Source organism: Modestobacter sp. SYSU DS0657 (assembly GCF_054050925.1).
Window position 1 is genome coordinate 21,021 of the sequence record NZ_JBJHAG010000030.1, and the last position, 18,431, is coordinate 39,451.

Annotated in this window: 21 protein-coding genes; 7 read left to right on the top strand and 14 right to left on the bottom strand. The window is 75.4% G+C overall.

Features of this window, described 5'->3' with window-relative positions:
* Positions 1–51: 51 nt before the first annotated feature.
* From ACI79A_RS16640 to ACI79A_RS16665, 6 genes are all read right to left on the bottom strand, one after another.
* Entirely contained in the window at positions 52–390 is a 339-nt protein-coding gene (locus ACI79A_RS16640) for a cytidine deaminase (protein ID WP_457084867.1), read from the bottom strand.
* Positions 391–412: 22 nt separating this feature from the next.
* Positions 413–1,771, bottom strand: a complete 1,359-nt coding sequence (locus ACI79A_RS16645; RefSeq protein WP_457084868.1) for a hemolysin family protein — start codon at positions 1,769–1,771, stop codon at positions 413–415.
* Positions 1,768–2,280: an rRNA maturation RNase YbeY gene (gene ybeY / locus ACI79A_RS16650; protein ID WP_457084869.1), complete on the bottom strand. Its 513-nt coding sequence runs from the start codon at positions 2,278–2,280 to the stop codon at positions 1,768–1,770. The genes ACI79A_RS16645 and ybeY overlap by 4 nt, the downstream gene beginning before the upstream one ends.
* 5 nt (positions 2,281–2,285) lie before the next feature.
* The gene (locus ACI79A_RS16655; protein WP_457084870.1) at positions 2,286–3,416 is read right to left on the bottom strand and encodes a PhoH family protein; all 1,131 of its coding nucleotides are present in this window, start codon (positions 3,414–3,416) and stop codon (positions 2,286–2,288) included.
* A gap of 111 nt (positions 3,417–3,527) precedes the next feature.
* On the bottom strand, positions 3,528–4,181 hold the full coding sequence (locus ACI79A_RS16660) for a response regulator (protein WP_457084871.1): 654 nt from the start codon (positions 4,179–4,181) through the stop codon (positions 3,528–3,530).
* Between the two features lie 17 nt (positions 4,182–4,198).
* Positions 4,199–5,332 (bottom strand): sensor histidine kinase, encoded by a 1,134-nt coding sequence (locus ACI79A_RS16665; RefSeq protein WP_457084872.1) that lies wholly within the window; start codon positions 5,330–5,332, stop codon positions 4,199–4,201.
* A gap of 199 nt (positions 5,333–5,531) precedes the next feature.
* Here ACI79A_RS16665 and ACI79A_RS16670 point away from each other — a divergent pair, with 199 nt between their 5' ends.
* Positions 5,532–6,227: a hypothetical protein gene (locus tag ACI79A_RS16670; protein ID WP_457084873.1), complete on the top strand. Its 696-nt coding sequence runs from the start codon at positions 5,532–5,534 to the stop codon at positions 6,225–6,227.
* Positions 6,228–6,315: 88 nt separating this feature from the next.
* Here the strand turns inward: ACI79A_RS16670 and ACI79A_RS16675 are convergent, their stop codons facing one another.
* Positions 6,316–6,687 carry an HIT domain-containing protein gene (locus ACI79A_RS16675; protein ID WP_457084874.1) on the bottom strand — a complete coding sequence of 124 codons (372 nt, stop codon included), beginning with the start codon at positions 6,685–6,687 and terminating at the stop codon, positions 6,316–6,318.
* Between ACI79A_RS16675 and ACI79A_RS16680 the strand changes: the two genes are divergently transcribed.
* The 5 genes from ACI79A_RS16680 to ACI79A_RS16700 are packed head-to-tail and all read left to right on the top strand — an operon-like array spanning position 6,686 to position 11,073.
* Positions 6,686–7,222 (top strand): methyl-accepting chemotaxis protein, encoded by a 537-nt coding sequence (locus tag ACI79A_RS16680; RefSeq protein ID WP_457084875.1) that lies wholly within the window; start codon positions 6,686–6,688, stop codon positions 7,220–7,222. The two genes, ACI79A_RS16675 and ACI79A_RS16680, sit on opposite strands and share 2 nt — an antisense overlap.
* 53 nt (positions 7,223–7,275) lie before the next feature.
* Entirely contained in the window at positions 7,276–8,205 is a 930-nt protein-coding gene (locus ACI79A_RS16685) for a putative selenate ABC transporter substrate-binding protein (RefSeq protein WP_457084876.1), read from the top strand.
* A gap of 14 nt (positions 8,206–8,219) precedes the next feature.
* Positions 8,220–8,948 carry a phosphonate ABC transporter ATP-binding protein gene (locus ACI79A_RS16690; protein WP_457084895.1) on the top strand — a complete coding sequence of 243 codons (729 nt, stop codon included), beginning with the start codon at positions 8,220–8,222 and terminating at the stop codon, positions 8,946–8,948.
* Entirely contained in the window at positions 8,945–9,466 is a 522-nt protein-coding gene (locus tag ACI79A_RS16695; RefSeq protein WP_457084877.1) for a hypothetical protein, read from the top strand. The genes ACI79A_RS16690 and ACI79A_RS16695 overlap by 4 nt, the downstream gene beginning before the upstream one ends.
* Positions 9,463–11,073, top strand: a complete 1,611-nt coding sequence (locus ACI79A_RS16700) for a PhnE/PtxC family ABC transporter permease (protein WP_457084878.1) — start codon at positions 9,463–9,465, stop codon at positions 11,071–11,073. The genes ACI79A_RS16695 and ACI79A_RS16700 overlap by 4 nt, the downstream gene beginning before the upstream one ends.
* A gap of 93 nt (positions 11,074–11,166) precedes the next feature.
* Here ACI79A_RS16700 and ACI79A_RS16705 read toward each other — a convergent pair whose 3' ends face one another.
* Genes ACI79A_RS16705 through hrcA form a run of 3 tightly spaced genes read right to left on the bottom strand, consistent with a single transcriptional unit; the run spans position 11,167 to position 14,101 of the window.
* Positions 11,167–11,925: a 16S rRNA (uracil(1498)-N(3))-methyltransferase gene (locus ACI79A_RS16705; RefSeq protein WP_457084879.1), complete on the bottom strand. Its 759-nt coding sequence runs from the start codon at positions 11,923–11,925 to the stop codon at positions 11,167–11,169.
* Complete coding sequence (gene dnaJ, locus ACI79A_RS16710; RefSeq protein ID WP_457084880.1) at positions 11,922–13,061, bottom strand: molecular chaperone DnaJ; 1,140 nt, start codon at positions 13,059–13,061, stop codon at positions 11,922–11,924. Before dnaJ ends, ACI79A_RS16705 begins: the two co-directional genes overlap by 4 nt.
* Positions 13,062–13,078: 17 nt before the next feature.
* Positions 13,079–14,101, bottom strand: a complete 1,023-nt coding sequence (gene hrcA, locus ACI79A_RS16715; protein WP_457084881.1) for a heat-inducible transcriptional repressor HrcA — start codon at positions 14,099–14,101, stop codon at positions 13,079–13,081.
* A gap of 212 nt (positions 14,102–14,313) precedes the next feature.
* On the opposite strand from hrcA, the gene ACI79A_RS16720 reads away from it, so the two are divergent.
* Positions 14,314–14,811, top strand: a complete 498-nt coding sequence (locus ACI79A_RS16720; protein ID WP_457084882.1) for a type II toxin-antitoxin system VapB family antitoxin — start codon at positions 14,314–14,316, stop codon at positions 14,809–14,811.
* Here ACI79A_RS16720 and ACI79A_RS16725 read toward each other — a convergent pair.
* Genes ACI79A_RS16725 through ACI79A_RS16740 form a run of 4 tightly spaced genes read right to left on the bottom strand, consistent with a single transcriptional unit; the run spans position 14,808 to position 18,216 of the window.
* Positions 14,808–15,413 (bottom strand): response regulator, encoded by a 606-nt coding sequence (locus ACI79A_RS16725; RefSeq protein ID WP_457084883.1) that lies wholly within the window; start codon positions 15,411–15,413, stop codon positions 14,808–14,810. The two genes, ACI79A_RS16720 and ACI79A_RS16725, sit on opposite strands and share 4 nt — an antisense overlap.
* Positions 15,410–16,555 carry a sensor histidine kinase gene (locus ACI79A_RS16730; RefSeq protein ID WP_457084884.1) on the bottom strand — a complete coding sequence of 382 codons (1,146 nt, stop codon included), beginning with the start codon at positions 16,553–16,555 and terminating at the stop codon, positions 15,410–15,412. Before ACI79A_RS16730 ends, ACI79A_RS16725 begins: the two co-directional genes overlap by 4 nt.
* Positions 16,556–16,561: 6 nt before the next feature.
* On the bottom strand, positions 16,562–17,299 hold the full coding sequence (locus ACI79A_RS16735; protein WP_457084885.1) for an ABC transporter permease: 738 nt from the start codon (positions 17,297–17,299) through the stop codon (positions 16,562–16,564).
* Positions 17,296–18,216: an ABC transporter ATP-binding protein gene (locus tag ACI79A_RS16740; protein ID WP_457084886.1), complete on the bottom strand. Its 921-nt coding sequence runs from the start codon at positions 18,214–18,216 to the stop codon at positions 17,296–17,298. Before ACI79A_RS16740 ends, ACI79A_RS16735 begins: the two co-directional genes overlap by 4 nt.
* Between the last annotated feature and the right edge of the window lie 215 nt (positions 18,217–18,431).

Genomic DNA, 18,431 nt, shown 5'->3' on the forward strand with positions numbered 1-18,431 from the left:
GGACAGGCAGTGATCAGGTCACCTGATCACTGCCCGGAGGCGGGGCCGGGGTCAGGCGGTGCTGCGGACGGCGCCGTCGGGGCCGGCGAGCAGCACCGGCGCGGAGGCGGTCAGGTCGTGGACGGCGGCCAGCCCGGCCGCCTCGACCGACGCCGCCTCGCTGACCACGGCCGCGGCCTCCAGGCCCTCGACCCCGCTGGAGACGGCCGCGGCGACGGCGGCCTGCAGCGCGGTGAGCTGCAGCGAGGGCAGCGCCACGGTGGCGGCGAGGTAGGTGCGCCCGTCGGTGTCGCGGACCGCGGCCCCCTCGGCGGCTCCCGTGCGACCGCGCGCGGAGCGGGCCAGGGTGATCAGCTTGGCGTCCTCGGGGTCCAGATCAGCAGCGCTCACGAGGAGTCAGGATTGCACGCCGTCAGGATTCCGCAGTGGCCGGCTCGGGCTGCCGGGCGGTCGCGTCGTCGTCGCCGTCCTCGGTGTCGCCGTCGTCGTCCGACCCCGGGTCGGGCACCCGGGTGACGACGATGGTGTCGATCTGGTTGCGCCGCCCGCCGGTGCTCTCCGCGACCAGGTGCAGCCCGCCGACCTCCGCGGCCGATCCCTCGATCGGCACCATGCCGATCTCCCGGGCGAGCAGCCCGCCCACGGTCTCCACGCCGTCGTCGTCGGGCAGCTCGACCTTGAACAGGTCGGCGAGGTCCTCCACCGGCAGCCGTGCGGTGATCCGCACCGCCCCGTCCTCGAGTTCCTCCACGGGCGGGCGCTGCACGGTGTCGTGCTCGTCGTCGATCTCACCGACGATCTCCTCGAGGATGTCCTCGATGGTGACCAGGCCGGCGAAACCGCCGTACTCGTCGACGACGACGGCCATGTGGGTGCGCGAGGCCTGCATCTCCCGCAGCAGCTGGTCGACCGGCTTGGACTCCGGCACGAAGCTCGCCCGGCGCATCAGGTCCTCGACCTGCGGCCCCGGGTCACCGGAGGCCAGGCCCTGGGACCGGCGGACGAGGTCCTTGAGGAAGACGACGCCGATGATGTCGTCGACGTTCTCCCCGATCACCGGGATGCGGGAGAAGCCGCTGCGCAGGCACAGCGCCAGCGCCTGGCGGAGGTTCTTGCCGCGCTCGATCCACACGACGTCGGGGCGGGGCACCATCACCTCGCGGGCGATGGTGTCGCCGAGCTCGAAGACGCCGTGGATCATGTTCCGCTCGCCGGACTCCACCACGCCACGCTCCTCGGCCATGTCGACCAGCTCGCGCAGCTCGACCTCGCTGGAGAACGGCCCGTCGCGGTAGCCGCGACCGGGGGTGATGGCGTTGCCGATGAGGATCAGGAGGGTGGCGACCGGGCCCAGCAGCCGGCCGAGGAGGCGGATCAACCCGGCCGCGGCCAGCCCGATCGGGTAGGCGTGCTGGCGGCCGAGCGTGCGGGGGCCGACGCCGACGAGCACGTAGCTCACCACCGTCATGACGGCGGCGGCGCTGGCGATCCCCGCGGCCAGGCCCTCGACGAGGTCGTAGAGGACGACGGCGACCACCACGGCCGCGGTCATCTCGCAGACGATCCGCAGCAGCAGGAGCAGGGCCACGTGCCGGGCCCGCTCCGACATGACCTCGGTCAGCGCAGCCGCCCGCTTCACCCCGTCGCGACGGAGCTCGTCGACCCCGGCCGGGGACAGCCGCTGCAGGGCGGCGTCGAGCGCGCCGAAGACGCCGGCGAGCAGGACGAGGAGAACCGCGATCACCAGCAGGACGATCGCTGTCGTGCTCATCGGACCCCGGGCTCCGAGGGCCCGCTGGTGGCCGGCTCGCCGGTGACCGGTTGACGCGGCACGGAGCGCCAGCCCTCCAGCAGCGAGGACTGCAGGCCGAACATCTCCTTCTCCTCGTCGGGCTCCATGTGGTCGTAGCCCAGCAGGTGGAGGACTCCGTGGGTGGCCAGCAGCAGCAGCTCGTCGGCCATCGAGTGGCCGGCGGCCCGGGCCTGGCGGACGGCGACGGCCGGGCAGAGGACGACGTCGCCGAGCAGGGCCGGACCCGGCTCGGGGTCGTCGGGACGGCCGGTGTCCAGCTCGTCCATCGGGAAGGCGAGGACGTCGGTCGGCCCCTTCTCCCCCATCCACCGCTCGTGCAGGGTGGCCATGTAGTCGACGTCGACGCAGAGCACCGACAGCTCGGCCAGCGGGCTGACGTCCAGGCTGTCGAGCACGTAGCGGCAGATGCCGGCCAGCGCGTCCTCGTCGACGGCGATCTCGGACTCGTTGGCGACCTCGACGGGCACCGCGGTCAGCTCCCCTGCTGCCGGCGGGGGCGGGCCGCCCGGGACGGGCCGGCACCCGTCGCGGTGGTGGTCTGGCGCGCGGTGTCCCACCGCTCGTACGCGTCGACGATGTCGCCGACCAGGCGGTGGCGCACCACGTCGGAGCTGCTGAGCGTGGAGAAGTGCACGTCGTCGACGCCCTGCAGGATGTCCCGGACCACCCGGAGGCCGCTCTGCGCGCCACCGGGGAGGTCGACCTGGGTGACGTCGCCGGTGACGACCATCTTCGAGCCGAACCCGAGCCGGGTGAGGAACATCTTCATCTGCTCGGCGGTGGTGTTCTGCGCCTCGTCGAGGATGACGAACGCGTCGTTGAGCGTGCGGCCGCGCATGTACGCCAGCGGCGCCACCTCGATGGTGCCCGACTGCATGAGCCGCGGGATCGACTCGGGGTCGACCATGTCGTGCAGCGCGTCGTACAGCGGGCGCAGGTACGGGTCGATCTTCTCCGACAGCGAGCCGGGCAGGTAGCCCAGCCGCTCGCCGGCCTCCACCGCGGGGCGGGTCAGGATGATCCGGTTGACCTGCTTGGTCTGCAGCGCCTGCACGGCCTTGGCCATCGCCAGGTAGGTCTTGCCGGTGCCGGCCGGGCCGATGCCGAAGACCACACTGTGGGTGTCGATCGCGTCGACGTAGCGCTTCTGGTTCAGCGTCTTGGGCCGGATGGTGCGGCCCCGGCGGCTGATGATGTCCAGGCTGAGCACGTCGGCCGGGCGCTCGGAGCCGCCGGCCCTGAGCATGGCGACGACCCGGCGGACCGAGTCCGGCCGGAGGACCTGGCCGGTGGCGAGCAGCGCGATCAGCTCGTCGAAGACGCGGACGGCGAAGGCGTTGTCCGCCGGCTGGCCGGTGACGGCGATCTCGTTGCCGCGGACGTGGACGTCGGCGGCGAGCTCGCTCTCGACCAGCCGGAGCAGCTCGTCGCCGGAGCCCAGCAGGGCGACCATGGAGACGGTCTCGGGAACGGTGATGGCGGTGCGGACGTCGGCCGGTACGGCCGCGTCGTCCGGGACGCCGGCTGCCGCGGCACGCGCGGACAGCTCACGGGCCGACGCTGTGAGGGCGGCCGGGACGGCGTCTGGTGAGGTGTCGGGCAAGTACGCTCGACCCTGCCTTCCTGCGACGGGGCTGTGACCTCCGGGAGTCTACCCGCGCGACGCGCTCACGGCGCCGGATCAGCGCGGGGGCCGGTCAGCCCGGGGCCCGACTCACTCCTCCGCCCGCCGTAGCGACACCAGGCCGCTGCGGAAGGCGAACGCAACCGCCTGGACTCGGTCCCGGAGGCCGAGCTTGGTGAGCATCCGGGACAGGTAGGTCTTCACCGTCGCCTCGCCGAGGAACAGCCGGGCGGCGATCTCCCCGTTGGTCAGGCCCTCGGCGACCAGCCGCAGCACCTCGGTCTCGCGCGCGGTCAGGGTGGCCAACCGGGCGACCTCGTCCGGGTCCGGGTCCGGGGACCGCGCGCCGGCGGCGATGACCCGCAAGGTCACCGCCGGGTCGAGCAGTCCGTTGCCGGCCGCCACCGTGCGCACGGCAGCCAGCAGCTGCTCCGGTGGCGCGGTCTTGAGCAGGAAGCCGCGCACCCCGGCGCGCAGCGCCTCGGCGAGCGAGGCGTCCTCGTCGAAGGTGGTGAGCACCACCACCGCCACCTCCGGGTGGGCGCCCAGCACGCGACGGGCCGCGGCCAAGCCGTCGCAGCGCGGCATCCGCACGTCCATGAGGACGACGTCGGGCCGGGTACGGGCGACGGCCTCCAGCGCAGCGAGGCCGTCGGCTGCCTCCCCGACCACCTCGAGGTCCGGCTGGAAGTCCAGCAGCATGCGCAGGCCGGCGCGCACCATCTCCTGGTCGTCGGCGAGCACGACCCTGATCGTCCCGGTCACCGGGCCCCCGGCAGGGGGAAGCAGACGCGCAGCCGGAACCCGCCCTCGGGTCGCGGCCCTGCCTCGACCGCACCGCCGAGGACGCCGACCCGCTCCCGGATGCCGACCAGACCGTGACCGCCGGCTCCCGCGACCGGCACCGGCACCCCGGACCCCTCGTCGTCGACCTGGAGCACCAACGTGGCCGGTTCGTGCCGCAGGGAGACCACCGTCGGCACCCGGCCGGCGTGCCGCAGCACGTTGGACAGCGCTTCCTGCAGCACGCGGTAGGCGGAGACGTCGACGGCCTGCGGCAACTCCCGCGGCTCACCGTGCACGGCGAGGGTGACCGGCAGCCCCGCACCGCGCACCTCCGCCAGCAGCTCGGGCACGCGGTCCAGGGACGGCGGGGCACCGGCTCCCGGCGCCTCGCGCAGCAGGCCGACGAGCCCGCGCAGCTCGTCGACGGCCTCCCGGCCGACCCGTTCCACCCCGCGCAGCACCTCGGCCACCCGGCTGCCGGGCTCGACCGTCGTCCGCAGCGCGCCGACCTGGAGCACCATCACGCTCACCGAGTGGGCGACCGAGTCGTGCACGTCCCTGGCGATCCGGGCGCGCTCCTCGGCCACCGCCGTCGCCTCGGCGAGTTCGCGCTCGGCATCCAGCCGAGCCGCGAGACGCCCCAGCCGCTCGGCGCGCTCCCGCGAGCGGCGGGTGAGCAGGCCGACGGCCCACGCACCCCACAGCAGCAGGGAGAAGAACAGGTTCTCCCAGGCCTGGGACGGCGGCGCCCACAGCAGGATGCCGACAGTCGCCAGCACCTGGTCGACGGCCGGCGCCGCCCAGGAGCGGGCCGGGCGGGCCTGGCTGCCGGCCCACCCGGTGGACAGCAGCAGCGCGAACAGCTGGGCACCGTTCGGCCCGGTGAGGCCGAGGGCCGAACCGACCGGGAAGGTGACGCCCACCACCAGGGCCGCGCCGAACGGCGACCAGGGTGCGACCAAGCCGGCGGCGGCGACGAGGGCCAGCACCGCGACGCTCGCCGCCGGGTCCGGACCGGTCGCGTCGAGGGCGAACTCGACCACCCCGACGACGAGCACCAGCAGCGCACCACCCCACGGGACGGCGACGGTGCGCACGAACGCGGACACGAGCAGCTCCGGACTGGTCGGGAGCGCACAGCGTAGGGGCCTCCAGCGGCGGCCGGGGTCCGCCTGACGCGGGACGCCCACCGGTCCCCCCGTCCTCCGGACGGCGGACACAGGTCCAGCTCGCAGGAGGCAGCGCGGAGACCGCCGCGGCGGCGAGCCTTCCTACGTCCCCGAAGCCCCGATCCCAGGAGCGAGCCCCATGACCACCGTCCGTCCCGTTCCCGTCCGGCCCACCGCTGACGAGGAGGTGGCGCCTGCCGCGCGCGTCCTGTCCCGCCTGGCCGGCGGCGCGCTGCCGGCCGGCGTCGCCGCGTTCGCCGCCGGCATCCTCACCAGCCCGATCGCCGAGGGCGACGACCGTGCCAGCTACCTGGAGTCGCTCGGCCGTGACCCCGCACTGACCCAGCTGTCGGCCGTGCTGCTCCACCACGGCAACCTGCTGCTGGGCGTCGGTGTGCTCGCCCTGCCCCTGCTGGTGCGCGGACGCCGGGGCTGGCTGGTCTCCCTCGTCGGCGCGGTGCTGAGCGCCCTGGGTCTGCTCAGCACCTCCGGTGCGCTGTTCACCGACTGGTTCCACATGGAGATGGCCCGCGCCCTGCCCCTGGACCAGGCGGTCGGCATCTCCGAGCGAGTGCTGTCGGCACCACTGCAGCAGCTCAGCTTCGGGCTGGCCCCCTTGCTGGCCCTGGGGTTGCCGCTCCTGGTCCTCGGGCTCTGCCGGGCCGGCGTCCTGGGCTGGTGGACGATGGCCTGCGTGCTCGTCGGCACCGTGCTGCTGCCGTTCAGCCCGGCCCAGGGCAACGTCGTGCCGGCGGTGGCGTTCGTCCTGATCCAGCTGCCGCTGGCGGTCGCCGGGTTGCGGCTGGTCGGCCGGTCCCGGCTCGTCGGGCGCTGACCTGATCCCTCCGGTGGCCCCGTCCCCGCTCGCGCGGGTGGCGGGGCCACCGCGTTCCCCGGGACGACTCCTCGACCCAGGGACCAGGTCAGCCCGGGGGCCAGGTGAGGCCCCGGCCACCCAGCACATGCAGGTGCACGTGGTGCACGGTCTGCCCGCCGTCCGGGCCGCTGTTGACCACCAGCCGCCATCCTGGCTCCGGGCCGTCCGCCGTCGCCAGGCCCTCCTGCTCGGCGACCGCCTGCGCGGCGGCCAGGAGCTCGGCGGCCAGCGCCGGGTCGGCGGCGGTCAGCGCCCCGATCGTCGGGTGGTGGTCCCGGGGGACGACGAGCACGTGGGTGGGCGCCTGCGGGGAGATGTCCCGGAACGCCAGGGTGCGGCCGGTCTCCCGGACGACGTCCGGGGCGATCTCCCCCGCGACCATGCGGCAGAACAGGCAGTCGCTGCTGGTCCCGGTCATGGCGGGAACCGTAGTACCCGACCCGGTCCGGAATCACGTCGTCGGTTGCATCGCGCACGATTTGGTCTTCTGCGATCAAGCTCTGGCCGGGACCTGCCGAGGAGGCGTGGGACGGATCCCGCGACCACCGGCGTCAGGAGTGCAACTGCTCGCCCTCAACGCCACCATCGAGGCGGCGCGCGCCGGCGATGCCGGCACGGGGTTCGCGGTCGTCGCCGGGGAGGTCGAAGAGCTGGCCCGGGAGACCGCGCAGGCCACCGAGGACGTCAGCAGCCGGGTGGCCACCATCCAGGGCGACGTGCAGGACGTCGTCGGCGCGCTGACCTCCATCGGGAGATCGTCGGCCGGATCAACGAGACCCAGCAGCACATCGGCGCGGTGCTCACCGAGCAGGCCGGCGTCACGCGCAGCATCGTCGAGCTGGGCTGAGCCCAGCGGGGGTTCCCGGGAACAGGTGCGCCAGGATGGGCGCACCGTTCCCCGAGCCCACGTGGAGGCCCCCGTGTCCGTTCCCCGTCCCCCCGCGAGGACGTAGTGAGCACCCGTTCCGCCGTCCGGTCGGGTGGCCTCGTACAAGCGAACAGGAGGGTGAGCAGGCGCGGCTTCCTCGCCGGCGCCGCAGCCACCGTCACCGCCGCCGCGCTCGCCGCCTGCGGCGACCGCTCCTCCCCCGTGACCGGCTCCGGGGGCTCCGCCGCACCGACCAGCGGCGCCCGCCGGACCCTCACCATCGGCGCCATCCCCGACCAGGACCCCGAGGTCCTGCAGCGCCTGCACGGCACCGTCGCGGACGCGATGTCCGGCGCGCTCGACCTGGACGTCACCTACCAGCCGGTGACCGACTACGGCGCCGCCGTCTCCCTCTTCCGCACCGGCGACCTCGACCTGGTCTGGTTCGGCGGCCTCACCGGCGTGCAGGCCCGGCTGCAGACCCCCGGCGCGGAGCCCATCGCGCAGCGCGACATCGACGAGGACTTCCACTCGGTGTTCGTGGTGAACACCGCCACCGGGCTCGCACCGTCGGACGACCTCACCCCGCTGGCCGACCTGCGGTTCACCTACGGCAGCGAGACCTCGACCTCCGGCCGGCTGATGCCCGCCTGGTTCCTGCAGCAGCAGGGCGTGGACCCCGAGGACTTCCCCGGCGGGCCCGGGTTCTCCGGGTCGCACGACGCGACGCTGGCGCTGGTGGCGTCGGGCAGCTACCAGGCCGGCGTGCTCAACGAGCAGGTGTGGGCCTCCCGCAGCGAGGAGGGCGCGGTCGATCCCGCCGTGGTGCAGTACGCCCGCACCCCGGCCTACCACGACTACCACTGGCTGCTCGGGCCGCGGGCCGTCGAGCGGATCGGCGCGGACCTGCCCGGCCGGCTGACCGACTGGTTCACCGGGCTGTCCGCCGACGACCCGGACGACGCCGCGGTGCTCGAGCTGTTCGGCGCCGGGGCGTTCATCCCGACCGAGGCCTCGAACTACACCCAGATCGAGGAGATCGGCCGCGAGCTGGGGCTGATCAGCTGACCGCCGTCCTCCGGCTGAACGGCGTCTCGGTCCGCTACGGCGGCACCCCCGCGCTCACCGGCGTCGACCTGACCGTCGGCGCCGGTGAGCGGGTGGCGCTGGTCGGGCCGTCCGGCGCCGGCAAGTCCACGTTGCTGGGGCTGGTCAACGGCTCGGTGCAGCCCACCGCGGGGTCGCTGCGGGTGCTCGGCGCCGACCCGGCGGCGCTGCGCGGGCCGGCGCTGCGCCGGCTGCGCGCCCGGGTGGGCACGGTGCACCAGCACCTCGAGCTGGTCGGCCAGCTGCGGGTGGTGCACAACGTCAACGCCGGCCGGCTCGGCGACTGGTCGGCGGCCCGGGCGGCCTGGTCGCTGGTGCGCCCGCAGGGGATGCCCGAGGTGCTGGCCGCGCTGTCGGCGGTGGGGCTGGCCGACCGGGCCTACGAGCGCACCGAGCGGCTCTCCGGTGGGCAGCGGCAGCGGGTGGCGGTCGCCCGGCTGCTGGTGCAGCGCCCGGAGCTGGTGCTCGCCGACGAGCCCGCCTCCGCGCTGGACCCGGTGCTCGCCGACTCGGTGCTCGGGCTGCTGGCCGGGATCGCCGCCGAGCGGAACGGCGCGCTGGTGGCCTCGCTGCACGACCCGGCGCTGGCGCTGCGGCACTGCACCCGGGTGGTCGGGCTGGTCGACGGGCGGGTGGTGCTCGACGCACGCGCGGAGCGGCTCGGCGTCGGCGACCTGGCCGACATCTACGGGGCGCCGCGGTGACCGTGCTGACCGCCGCGCCCGTCCCCCGGCTGCGTCGGGCGCGCACCCGGTGGGCCTGGGGGCTCGGGGCGCTCGCCGTCGTCTGCGGGGCGCTGGCCGGCGCCGGCTTGCTCGGTGGCGAGGTGGTCAACCGGTCGGGGACGGCGCAGTTCGGCCGGTTCGCCGCGGCCGCCCTCGCCCCCGAGCTCGACCCCGCGTTCCTCTCGGTGCTGGGCACCGCGACGCTGGTGACCATCGCCTACGCGGCGCTGGGCACCGCCCTGGCGGTCGGGCTGGGAGCGGTCGGCGCGGTCGCCGTCGCCCGCACCACCTGGGGACGGCGGCGGGCCGGGTGGCTGATGGCCCGCGGCGCGCTGGCCGTGCCCCGCGGGCTGCACGAGGCGGTGTGGGGGCTGCTGCTGGCGCTGCGGCACTGCACCCGGGTGGTCGGGCTGGTCGACGGGCGGGTGGTGCTCGACGCACGCGCGGAGCGGCTCGGCGTCGGCGACCTGGCCGACATCTACGGGGCGCCGCGGTGACCGTGCTGACCGCCGCGCCCGTCCCCCGGCTGCGTCGGGCGCGCACCCGGTGGGCCTGGGGGCTCGGGGCGCTCGCCGTCGTCTGCGGGGCGCTGGCCGGCGCCGGCTTGCTCGGTGGCGAGGTGGTCAACCGGTCGGGGACGGCGCAGTTCGGCCGGTTCGCCGCGGCCGCCCTCGCCCCCGAGCTCGACCCCGCGTTCCTCTCGGTGCTGGGCACCGCGACGCTGGTGACCATCGCCTACGCGGCGCTGGGCACCGCCCTGGCGGTCGGGCTGGGAGCGGTCGGCGCGGTCGCCGTCGCCCGCACCACCTGGGGACGGCGGCGGGCCGGGTGGCTGATGGCCCGCGGCGCGCTGGCCGTGCCCCGCGGGCTGCACGAGGCGGTGTGGGGGCTGCTGCTGGTCAACCTGCTGGGCCTGGACCCGTGGGTCGGCGTGCTGGCGATCGGCATCCCGTACGGGGCGGTGACGGCGAAGGTGTTCGCCGACCTGCTCGACGAGGTGCCGCGCGGCGCGCACGACGCACTGCTCGCCGCCGGCGCCGGCCGGGTGGCCGCCGTCGCCTACGGCCTGCTGCCGCCGGCGTCGGGCGGGCTGCTGTCGTACTCGTTCTACCGGCTGGAGTGCGCGGTGCGCTCGGCGGTGGTGCTCGGGCTGATCGGCGCCGGCGGGCTGGGCTACCAGCTGTCGCTGTCGTTCAGCTCGCTGCGCTGGGGGCAGGTGTGGACCTGCGTCTACGCGCTCACCGCGCTCTGCGTGCTGGCCGTGGTGGCCGGTCGGGCGGTGCGCCGGCGGGTCGCGTCGCCGCGCTCGTCGGGTGACCGGCTCCGGCGCGACCCGGCGCTCACCAGCGCAGTGGCGGTCACCGTCGCCGCGGTGGCATGGGCCTGGTGGTACCTGGCGGTCTCCCCCGCGACGCTGGTCTCCGACCGCACCGGCGAGCAGCTGCGGTACGTGCTGGCCGCCGCCTGGCCACCGGCCACCGACGCCGGCCTGCTGCGCGCCGTGGTCGCCGCCGCGGTGGAGACGCTGCAGATGTCGGTGATCGCGATCGCCGTCGCCACGGTCGGGGCGGTGCTGCTGGCCGGGGTGGCCGCGCACCCGGCCGGGCGCCCGGGCCCGGGGCGCCGGGTGGTGGGCGGCGTCGTCCGGCTGGCGCTGCTGGTGCTGCGCGCCGTGCCACCGCCGGTGTGGGCGCTGGTGCTGCTGTTCGTGCTGCTGCCCGGCGTGCTGCCCGGCGCGCTGGCGCTGGGCGTCTACACGCTGGGTGTGCTGGGCCGGCTCGCCGCGGAGGCCACCGAGGAGCTCGACCCGCGGCCGCGGGCGGCGCTGGCGGCGATGGGCGCGCCGCCGGTGGCCGGCTGGCTGTACGGCGTGGCGCCGCGGGCCGTCGGGCCGGTGCTGGCCTACGCGCTGTACCGGTGGGAGGTCGCGATCCGGGACACCGTGCTGATCGGGCTGCTCGGCGCCGGCGGGCTGGGTTCGCTGCTGGCGACGTCGCTGGCCACCTTCGACTGGAGCGCGGTGACCACGGTGCTGGTGGCCGTCGTGCTGTTGACCGCCGGGGTCGACCTGGTCAGCGCCCGCGCGCGGCACGCGATCAGGTAGGTCATCCGCTTCCCGACCTCTGGAGTCGATCATCGGCGTCCGGGTGCCCCCGCCGGCGTGTCGAGCAGCCCATCGCCGATGATGGACAGCGCGTCAGGCCCAGCGGGTACGGGCGGACAGGGCCGCCAGCGCGGCGGCGCCGGCGGTGGACGTGCGCAGCACCTCGGCGCCCAGCCGCACCGAGCGGGCACCGGCGGCGCGGAAGGCCACCACCTCGCCGTCGGTGAGCCCGCCCTCGGGGCCGACGACCACGGCGACCGTGCCGGTGGCCGGCACCTCGACCCGGGCGAAGGGCTCCCGCGCCTGCTCGTGCAGCACCAGGATCAGGTCGACGTCGGCGAGCAGGCCGACCACCTGCCGGGTGGTCATCGGCTCGGTCACCTCGGGCACCCGCGGCCGGCGGGCCTGCTTGCTGGCGGCGCGGGCGGCCGAGCGCCACTTGGCCAGGCCCTTCTCCACCCGGTCATCGCGCCAGCGGGTGACGCAGCGGGCCGCCGTCCACGGCACGATCCGGTCCACGCCCAGCTCGGTGGCGAGGTCGACGGCGAGCGGGCCGCGGTCGCCCTTGGGCAGTGCCTGGACCAGCACGAACTCCGGCTGCGGGGCGGGCACCTCGTGTCGGGCCTCCACCTGCACCTGCAGCCCGCCGGGGCCGGCCGCGGTGACCGTGCCCTCGACGAGCAGGCCGCGGCCGTCGGCGACCTTGACCCGCTCGCCGGAGGTCAGCCGCAGCACGTCGACGGCGTGCCGCCCCTCGGCGCCGTCCACGGTGACGACGTCGCCGTCGGGCACCTGGTCGAGCAGGAAGAGGGGGGCACCGTCGGCGGCGGGCGCGTCCGGGGCCTCGCTCATCGGCCGTTGAACGCGTCGCGCACCCGGGAGAACAGGCCGCCGCCGTGGTTGGCCGCGGCGCCGTCGGCGAGGTCCTCGCCGCGCAGCGCCGCGAGTTCGCGCAGCAGCTCCTGCTGGCGCTCGTCGAGCCGGCTGGGGGTCTGCACGTCGATGTGCACCAGCAGGTTGCCCCGGCCGGTGCCGCGCAGCCGCGGGGCGCCGTGCGCGCGCAGGGTGAGCACGCTGCCGGACTGGGTACCGGGCCGGATGTCGAGATCCTCGTTGCCGTCGAGGGTCTCCAGCTTGAGCGTGGTGCCCAGCGCGGCGGCGGTCATCGGCAGCGTGACCCGGCAGTGCAGGTCCTCGCCGTCGCGGGTGAAGACGTCGTGCGGGCGCTCGTGCACCTCGACGTAGAGGTCACCCGCCGGGCCGCCACCGGGGCCGACCTCGCCGTGGCCGGCCAGCCGGATGCGCATGCCGTCCTCGACGCCGGCGGGGATCTTCACCGGGATGGTGCGGCGGGCGCGGACCCGGCCGTCACCGCCGCACTGCCCGCACGGGTTCGGGATGACCTGGCCGGTGGCCTGGCAGGTCGGGCAGGGGCGGCTGGCGATGACCTGGCCGAGGAAGGAGCGCTGCACGCTCTGCACCTCGCCGCGGCCGTTGCAGGTGGGGCAGGTCTCGGGGTGGGTGCCCGGGGCGGTGCCGGCGCCGGTGCAGACGTCGCAGACCACCGCGGTGTCGACGGTGATCTCCGTCGTCGTCCCGAAGACCGTCTCGGCGAGGTCGAGCTCGACCCGGATGAGCGCGTCGCTGCCCTCACGGACCCGGCCGCGCGGTCCGCGCGCGGCTCCGGTGCCGCCGAAGAAGGCGTCCATGATGTCGCCGAGCCCGCCGAAGCCGGCGTTGCCGAACGGACTGCCGCCCCGGCCGCCGTTCGTGTCGTACGGGTCGCCGCCGAGGTCGACGATGCGGCGCTTCTCCGGGTCGGTCAGCGCCTCGTAGGCGCGGCTGACCTCCCCGAAGCGCTCCTTGGCCTCCGGGGCGGGGTTGACGTCGGGGTGGAGGTCCCGCGCCAGCCGGCGGTAGGCCTTCTTGATGTCGGAGTCGGTCGCTCCGGGGGCCAGGCCCAGCACGCCGTAGTAGTCGGTCGCCATGCAGTCTTGTCCCGTCCTCAGCTCTCGGCCAGCAGGTGGCCGACGTAGCGGGCCACGGCTCGTACCGCGGCCATGTTGCCTGCGTAGTCCATCCGGGTGGGGCCGACGACGCCGAGGCCGCCGAGCGCCTGGTCGCCGGACCCGTAGCCCACGGAGACGAACGACGCGGCGGTCAACGCCTCGTGCTCGTTCTCCTCACCGATGCTCACCGTCACCGTGCTCGGGCCCACCTCGGCCATCAACCGCAGGACGACCACCTGTTCTTCCAGGGCCTCCAGCAGCGGGCGGAAGGTGCCCGGGAAGTCCAGCGCGCTGCCCTGCGCGAGGTTCGCCGTGCCGCCGATGACCAGCCGGTCCTCCGAGGGCTCGACCAGCGTCTCCAGCAGGGTGGCGCTGACCGCGGCGACCAGCGGCCGCAGCTGCGGCCGGGCGTTCTCGACCAGGTCTCCGACCGTGTCGCTCGCCTCGGCGAGCTTCTTGCCGGTGAAGGCGGCGTTGAGCAGCGTGCGCAGCTCGGCGACGGTGTCGGGCTCGACGTCGTCCGGGGTGTCGACGACGCGCTGCTCGACCCGGCCGGTGTCGGTGATGAGCACCATGAGCAGCCGGCTGCTGGTCAGCGGCACGAGCTCGAGGTGCCGGACGGCGCTCCGCGACAGCGTCGGGTACTGCACGACGGCGACCTGGCGGGTGAGCTGGGCCAGCAGCCGGACACTGCGGCCGAGCACGTCGTGCAGGTCGACGGCGCCGTCGAGGAAGCGCTCGATGGCCCGCCGCTCGGCGGCCGACAGCGGCTTGACCGAGGACAGCCGGTCGACGAACAGCCGGTAGCCCTTGTCGGTGGGCACCCGCCCGGCGCTGGTGTGCGGCTGGGTGATGTAGCCCTCCTCCTCCAGCACCGCCATGTCGTTGCGGATGGTGGCCGGGGACACCCCGAGGTCGTACCGGGCCGCCAGCGCCTTGCTCCCCACCGGGTCGTTGGTGGAGACGTAGTCCTGGACGATGGCTCGCAGCACCCGCAGGCGCCGGTCGTCGTGCGCCACGGCTGACACCTCCCGTACCGGTTCGACGGGCCCGCGCACGGCCGGCCAGGACGCGTCCTGGCACTCGCGCGAGCCGAGTGCCAGCATACGACCGCACTCCCCCGCCGTCCTCCGGCTCGCGGTGGCCCCGGGCGCCCGGCGCCGTCGCGGTCACCGGTGCTGTCCCGGCCATCGGCGTGACGGGGCCCGGCCCACTAGGGTGGACGTCGGTCGTGAGCACCCCTGCGGGGGTGTCCGGGGGAACGGGAGGACCAGCTCTGATCTTCAAGGCGGTGCGGGACGGGCGGCCGTATCCCGACCACAACTTCTCCACCCGTGACTGGGCGATGATCCCGCCCCGGCAGATCCGGCTCGACACGCTGGTCACGACCAAACGCGAGCTGGCCCTGGACGCCCTGCTGGCCGACGACTCCACCTTCTACGGCGACCTGTTCCCGCACGCCGTCCAGTGGCACGGCGAGATGTACCTGGAGGACGGGCTGCACCGCGCGCTGCGGGCGGCGCTGCAGCAGCGCAACGTCATCCACGTCCGGGTGCTGGACCTCGACACCCTCATGCGCGAGCCGGCCCCCCGGCACGCGGCGCCGGACACCGCCGAGCTGCCCGCGCAGTCCGGCGACCCCGGCAACACCGCGGCCCCCTGGGGCAGCGGCCCGTGGAGTGCCCACCGCGGGGGGGCCGCGGCGCTGGACCTCGACCAGCCCCGCTAGAGCCAGCCCTTCTCCTCGGCCACCCGGGCGGCCTCCACCCGGGTGCGCGCGCCGGTCTTGCCGATCGCCGCGGACAGGTAGTTGCGCACCGTCCCCTCGCTGAGGAACAGCCGTCCGGCGATGTCGGCGACGGTCGCCCCGTCGGCCGCGGCTCGCAGCACGTCGGCCTCCCGCGTCGACAGCGGCGTGGCGCCCATCGCCAGCGCCGCCGCGGCGAGGTCGCGGTCGATCACCCGCTCCCCCGCCACCACCGCGCGGATCGACCGCGCCAGCTCGGCCACCGGGGAGTCCTTGACCAGGAACCCGGCAGCGCCCACCTCCATCGCCCGGCGCAGGAACCCCGGCCGGCCGAACGTGGTGAGCACGACCGCGCGCACCTCCGGCAGCGCACCGGCGAGCTCCCGCGCGGCCTCGATGCCGTCCTGACCGGGCATCTCGATGTCCAGCAGGGCGACGTCGGGGCGGTGCTCCCGGGCGGCGGCGAGGACCTGGTCGCCGCGGCCGACCTCGGCGACGACCTCGATGTCCTCCTCCAGGTCCAGCAGCGCGCGCAGCGCCCCGCGCACCAGCGTCTGGTCCTCGGCCAGCAGCACCCTGATCACCGGGCCGCCGCCCCGGCCGGCTGCAGCGGCAGGCGGACGGCGAGCCGCCAGCCGCCGTCGTCCACCGGGCCCGCGGTGAGCTCGCCGCCCAGCGCGGCGACCCGCTCCCGCAGCCCGGCCAGCCCCGAGCCCGACGACGCACCGACCACCTGGATCCGCTCCCCGGTCCCGGCCCCGTCGTCCTCGATGGCCAGCGCGGCGGTGACGCCGTCCTCGGTGAGCGAGACGGTCACCCGTCGGGCGCCGCTGTGCCGCAGCACGTTCGTCGTCGCCTCGCGCACGACCCAGCCCAGCGCGGCGTCCACGGTGCCCGGCAGGACCGGCACGCGGTCGGGCAGCCGGACGGCGACGCCGGCGCCGGTGAGCGCGGCCCGGGCCTCGGCCAGCGCCTGGGCGGCGTTCACCTGGCGGTAGCCGCTGACGGCGTCGCGCACCTCCGCCAGCGCCCGGCGGGCCGCCTCTTCGACGTCCCCCATCTCCGCCGCGGCTCGGGCCGGGTCCCGCTCGGCCAGCCGGCGGGCCAGCTCGCTCTTGAGCGCGATCAGCGACAGCGAGTGCCCGAGCAGGTCGTGCAGGTCGCGGGCGAAGCGCAGCCGCTCCTCCGCGACGGCGTTGCGGGCCAGCTCCTCGCGGGCCTCGGTGAGCTCGCGGTTGACCGTGATCAGGTACCGCATGCCGCGCATGGCGAACGCGGTGAGCAGGCACAGCGCCGGGATGACGGCGAGGCTGAAGTCGTCGTTGACCGCCAGCACCGCGGCGGACACCGCGGCCGCCGCGCCGGCCACGGGCCAGATCCAGCGGTGCGGCAGCGTCATCGACGCCGCGGCCGAGACGTAGATCATCAGCCCGGCCCACGCGCTGCCCAAGGAGACGGCCAGCACCACCCCGAGCACCGCCAGCACCGCCAGGTCCCAGCGGGCTCCGCCGCTGCCCGGCTGCGCGGTCACGCAGTAGAGGTACGTCGCGGTGAAGAGCACCAGCCCGGCCACCGCCAGCACGACCACGCTCGCCGGCCGCGGGGTGCCGACCAGGTCGGCGATCGGGAACAGCTGGAAGAACAGCCAGGGCAGCGACCACACCGCTCCCCGCCAGTTCCGGCCGCCGGTCTCCACGGCGGCGACGCTATCGCCCAGGGTCCGCATGACGGCTCAACCGGCGACCGCGTGCAGTGGACGACGGCGGGCCACGACAAGGGCGGCGACGGTGAACAGCACACCGAACCCGGCGAGCGCGAGCACCGGCGTGCCCGACGGCGTCCCGGCGGCGAGGTCGCGGGCGAGCTCGCCGTACCAGTAGGAGGGCATCGCGTGCGCCACGCCCACCATGCCGTCGGGGAAGAGCTCCACCGGGATCCACAGCCCGCCCAACGCCGCGAGGGCCGTACCGACGATGCCCATCGCCGCACCGGCCGCCTGGTCGTCCAGGGCGAGCCCGATCGCCAGCCCCAGCGCCACGAACACCACCGACCCGGCCCACAGCACGCCGATCAGCCCCAGCCAGGTGGCCAGCGGCAACTCGACGCCGTTGACGAACCGCCCGACCCCGGCCACCACCAGCAGGCTGGGCAGCACCAGCAGCGCGCCGACCAGCACGTCGACGGCGAACACCGTCGAGGTCGGCACCGGCGTGACCCGCAGCTGCCGCAGCCAGCCCGAACGGCGGTCGAAGGCCAGCCGGATGGTCGCGCCGAGGGCCGCGCCGATGGCCCCGTAGGCCATCATCGAGATCATCGTCCCGGCGGCCAGCTGCTGGTAGCCGTCAGCTGCCTGCCCACCCAGCACGCGGGTGAAGAAGACGGTGAACAGCGCCGGCAGCAGCACGGTGAAGAACAGGTACTGCCCGTTCCGCCCCACGCGGCGCAGCTGGAAGAGCAGCAAATCGGTCATCGCTCGGCTCCCGTGGTCGGCCGGGTCGGGGTGCGACCGCTCAGCAGCGCGAGGAACGCCTGCTCGAGGCTGGCGCCGCGGACCTCCAGGTCCGGGAGGCGGTCGAAGCGGGACAGCAAGGCGCGCAGCGTCGCCTCGGGGTCGCTGGTGGTCAGCTCGACGACGTCGGCCGAGCCGCCCACGCCGGTGACCCCGGGCAGCCCGGCCAGCTCGCCGCGCGGGCCGTCGCAGCGGAAACGGACCGTGCGGTCCCCTGCCCCCCGCGTCACGTCGGCGACCGAGCCGTCGGCGACCACCCGACCGCCGTCGACGACGACCACCCGGTCGGCCACCGCCTCGGCCTCCTCCAGGTGGTGGGTGGCGAAGACGATGGTGTGGCCGCGCCGGGCGAGCTCGCGCATCGTCGCCCAGAAGGCCCGCCGTGCCTCGACGTCCATGGCGGCGGTCGGCTCGTCCAGCAGGAGCAGCGGTGGCGACCCGATCAGCGCGACGGCGAGCAGCACCCGCTGGCGCTGCCCCCCGGACAGCGCGTCGGTGCGCCGGCCGAGCAGTCCGTCGATGCCGGTGACGGCGGCCAGGTCGGCCAGCGGCCAGGGCGCCGGGTACCGGCCGGCGACGAGCCGGAGCACCTCGCCCACCCGCGTCTCGCTGGGCAGCCCGCCGTGCTGGAGCATCGCGCCGACCGCACCGGCGCGGACCGCGGCATCCGGCTCCCGGCCGAGCAGCCGCACCCGGCCGGCCGCCGGGCGGAACAGGCCCAGCGCGGCGTTCACGGTCGATGACTTGCCGGCTCCGTTCGGGCCGAGCAGGGCGACGGTCGCACCGGCGTCGATGCGCAGGTCCAGGGCGTCGACGGCGAGGGTGCCGCCGTACCGGACGGTCAGCCCCTCGATGTCGAGGGCGGGGGTCTCGGACACGGGGACCAGCCTGGCGGCCGGTGGTGCGGCCGCGGCAGTGCGAGACGTCGTCGACCCGGTCTGACATCCGTCAGGTGGGAACGATCCCGCGCGCTGTCGATCACCCAGGGTCGGCGCGTCATCACGCCGGGACGGGAGAACGACGCTGCCAGCTCCTAGCATTCGCCTCGCGGTCCGCCGGCCGGTCACCGGAGCCCTGCCGGCGGAACTGCTGT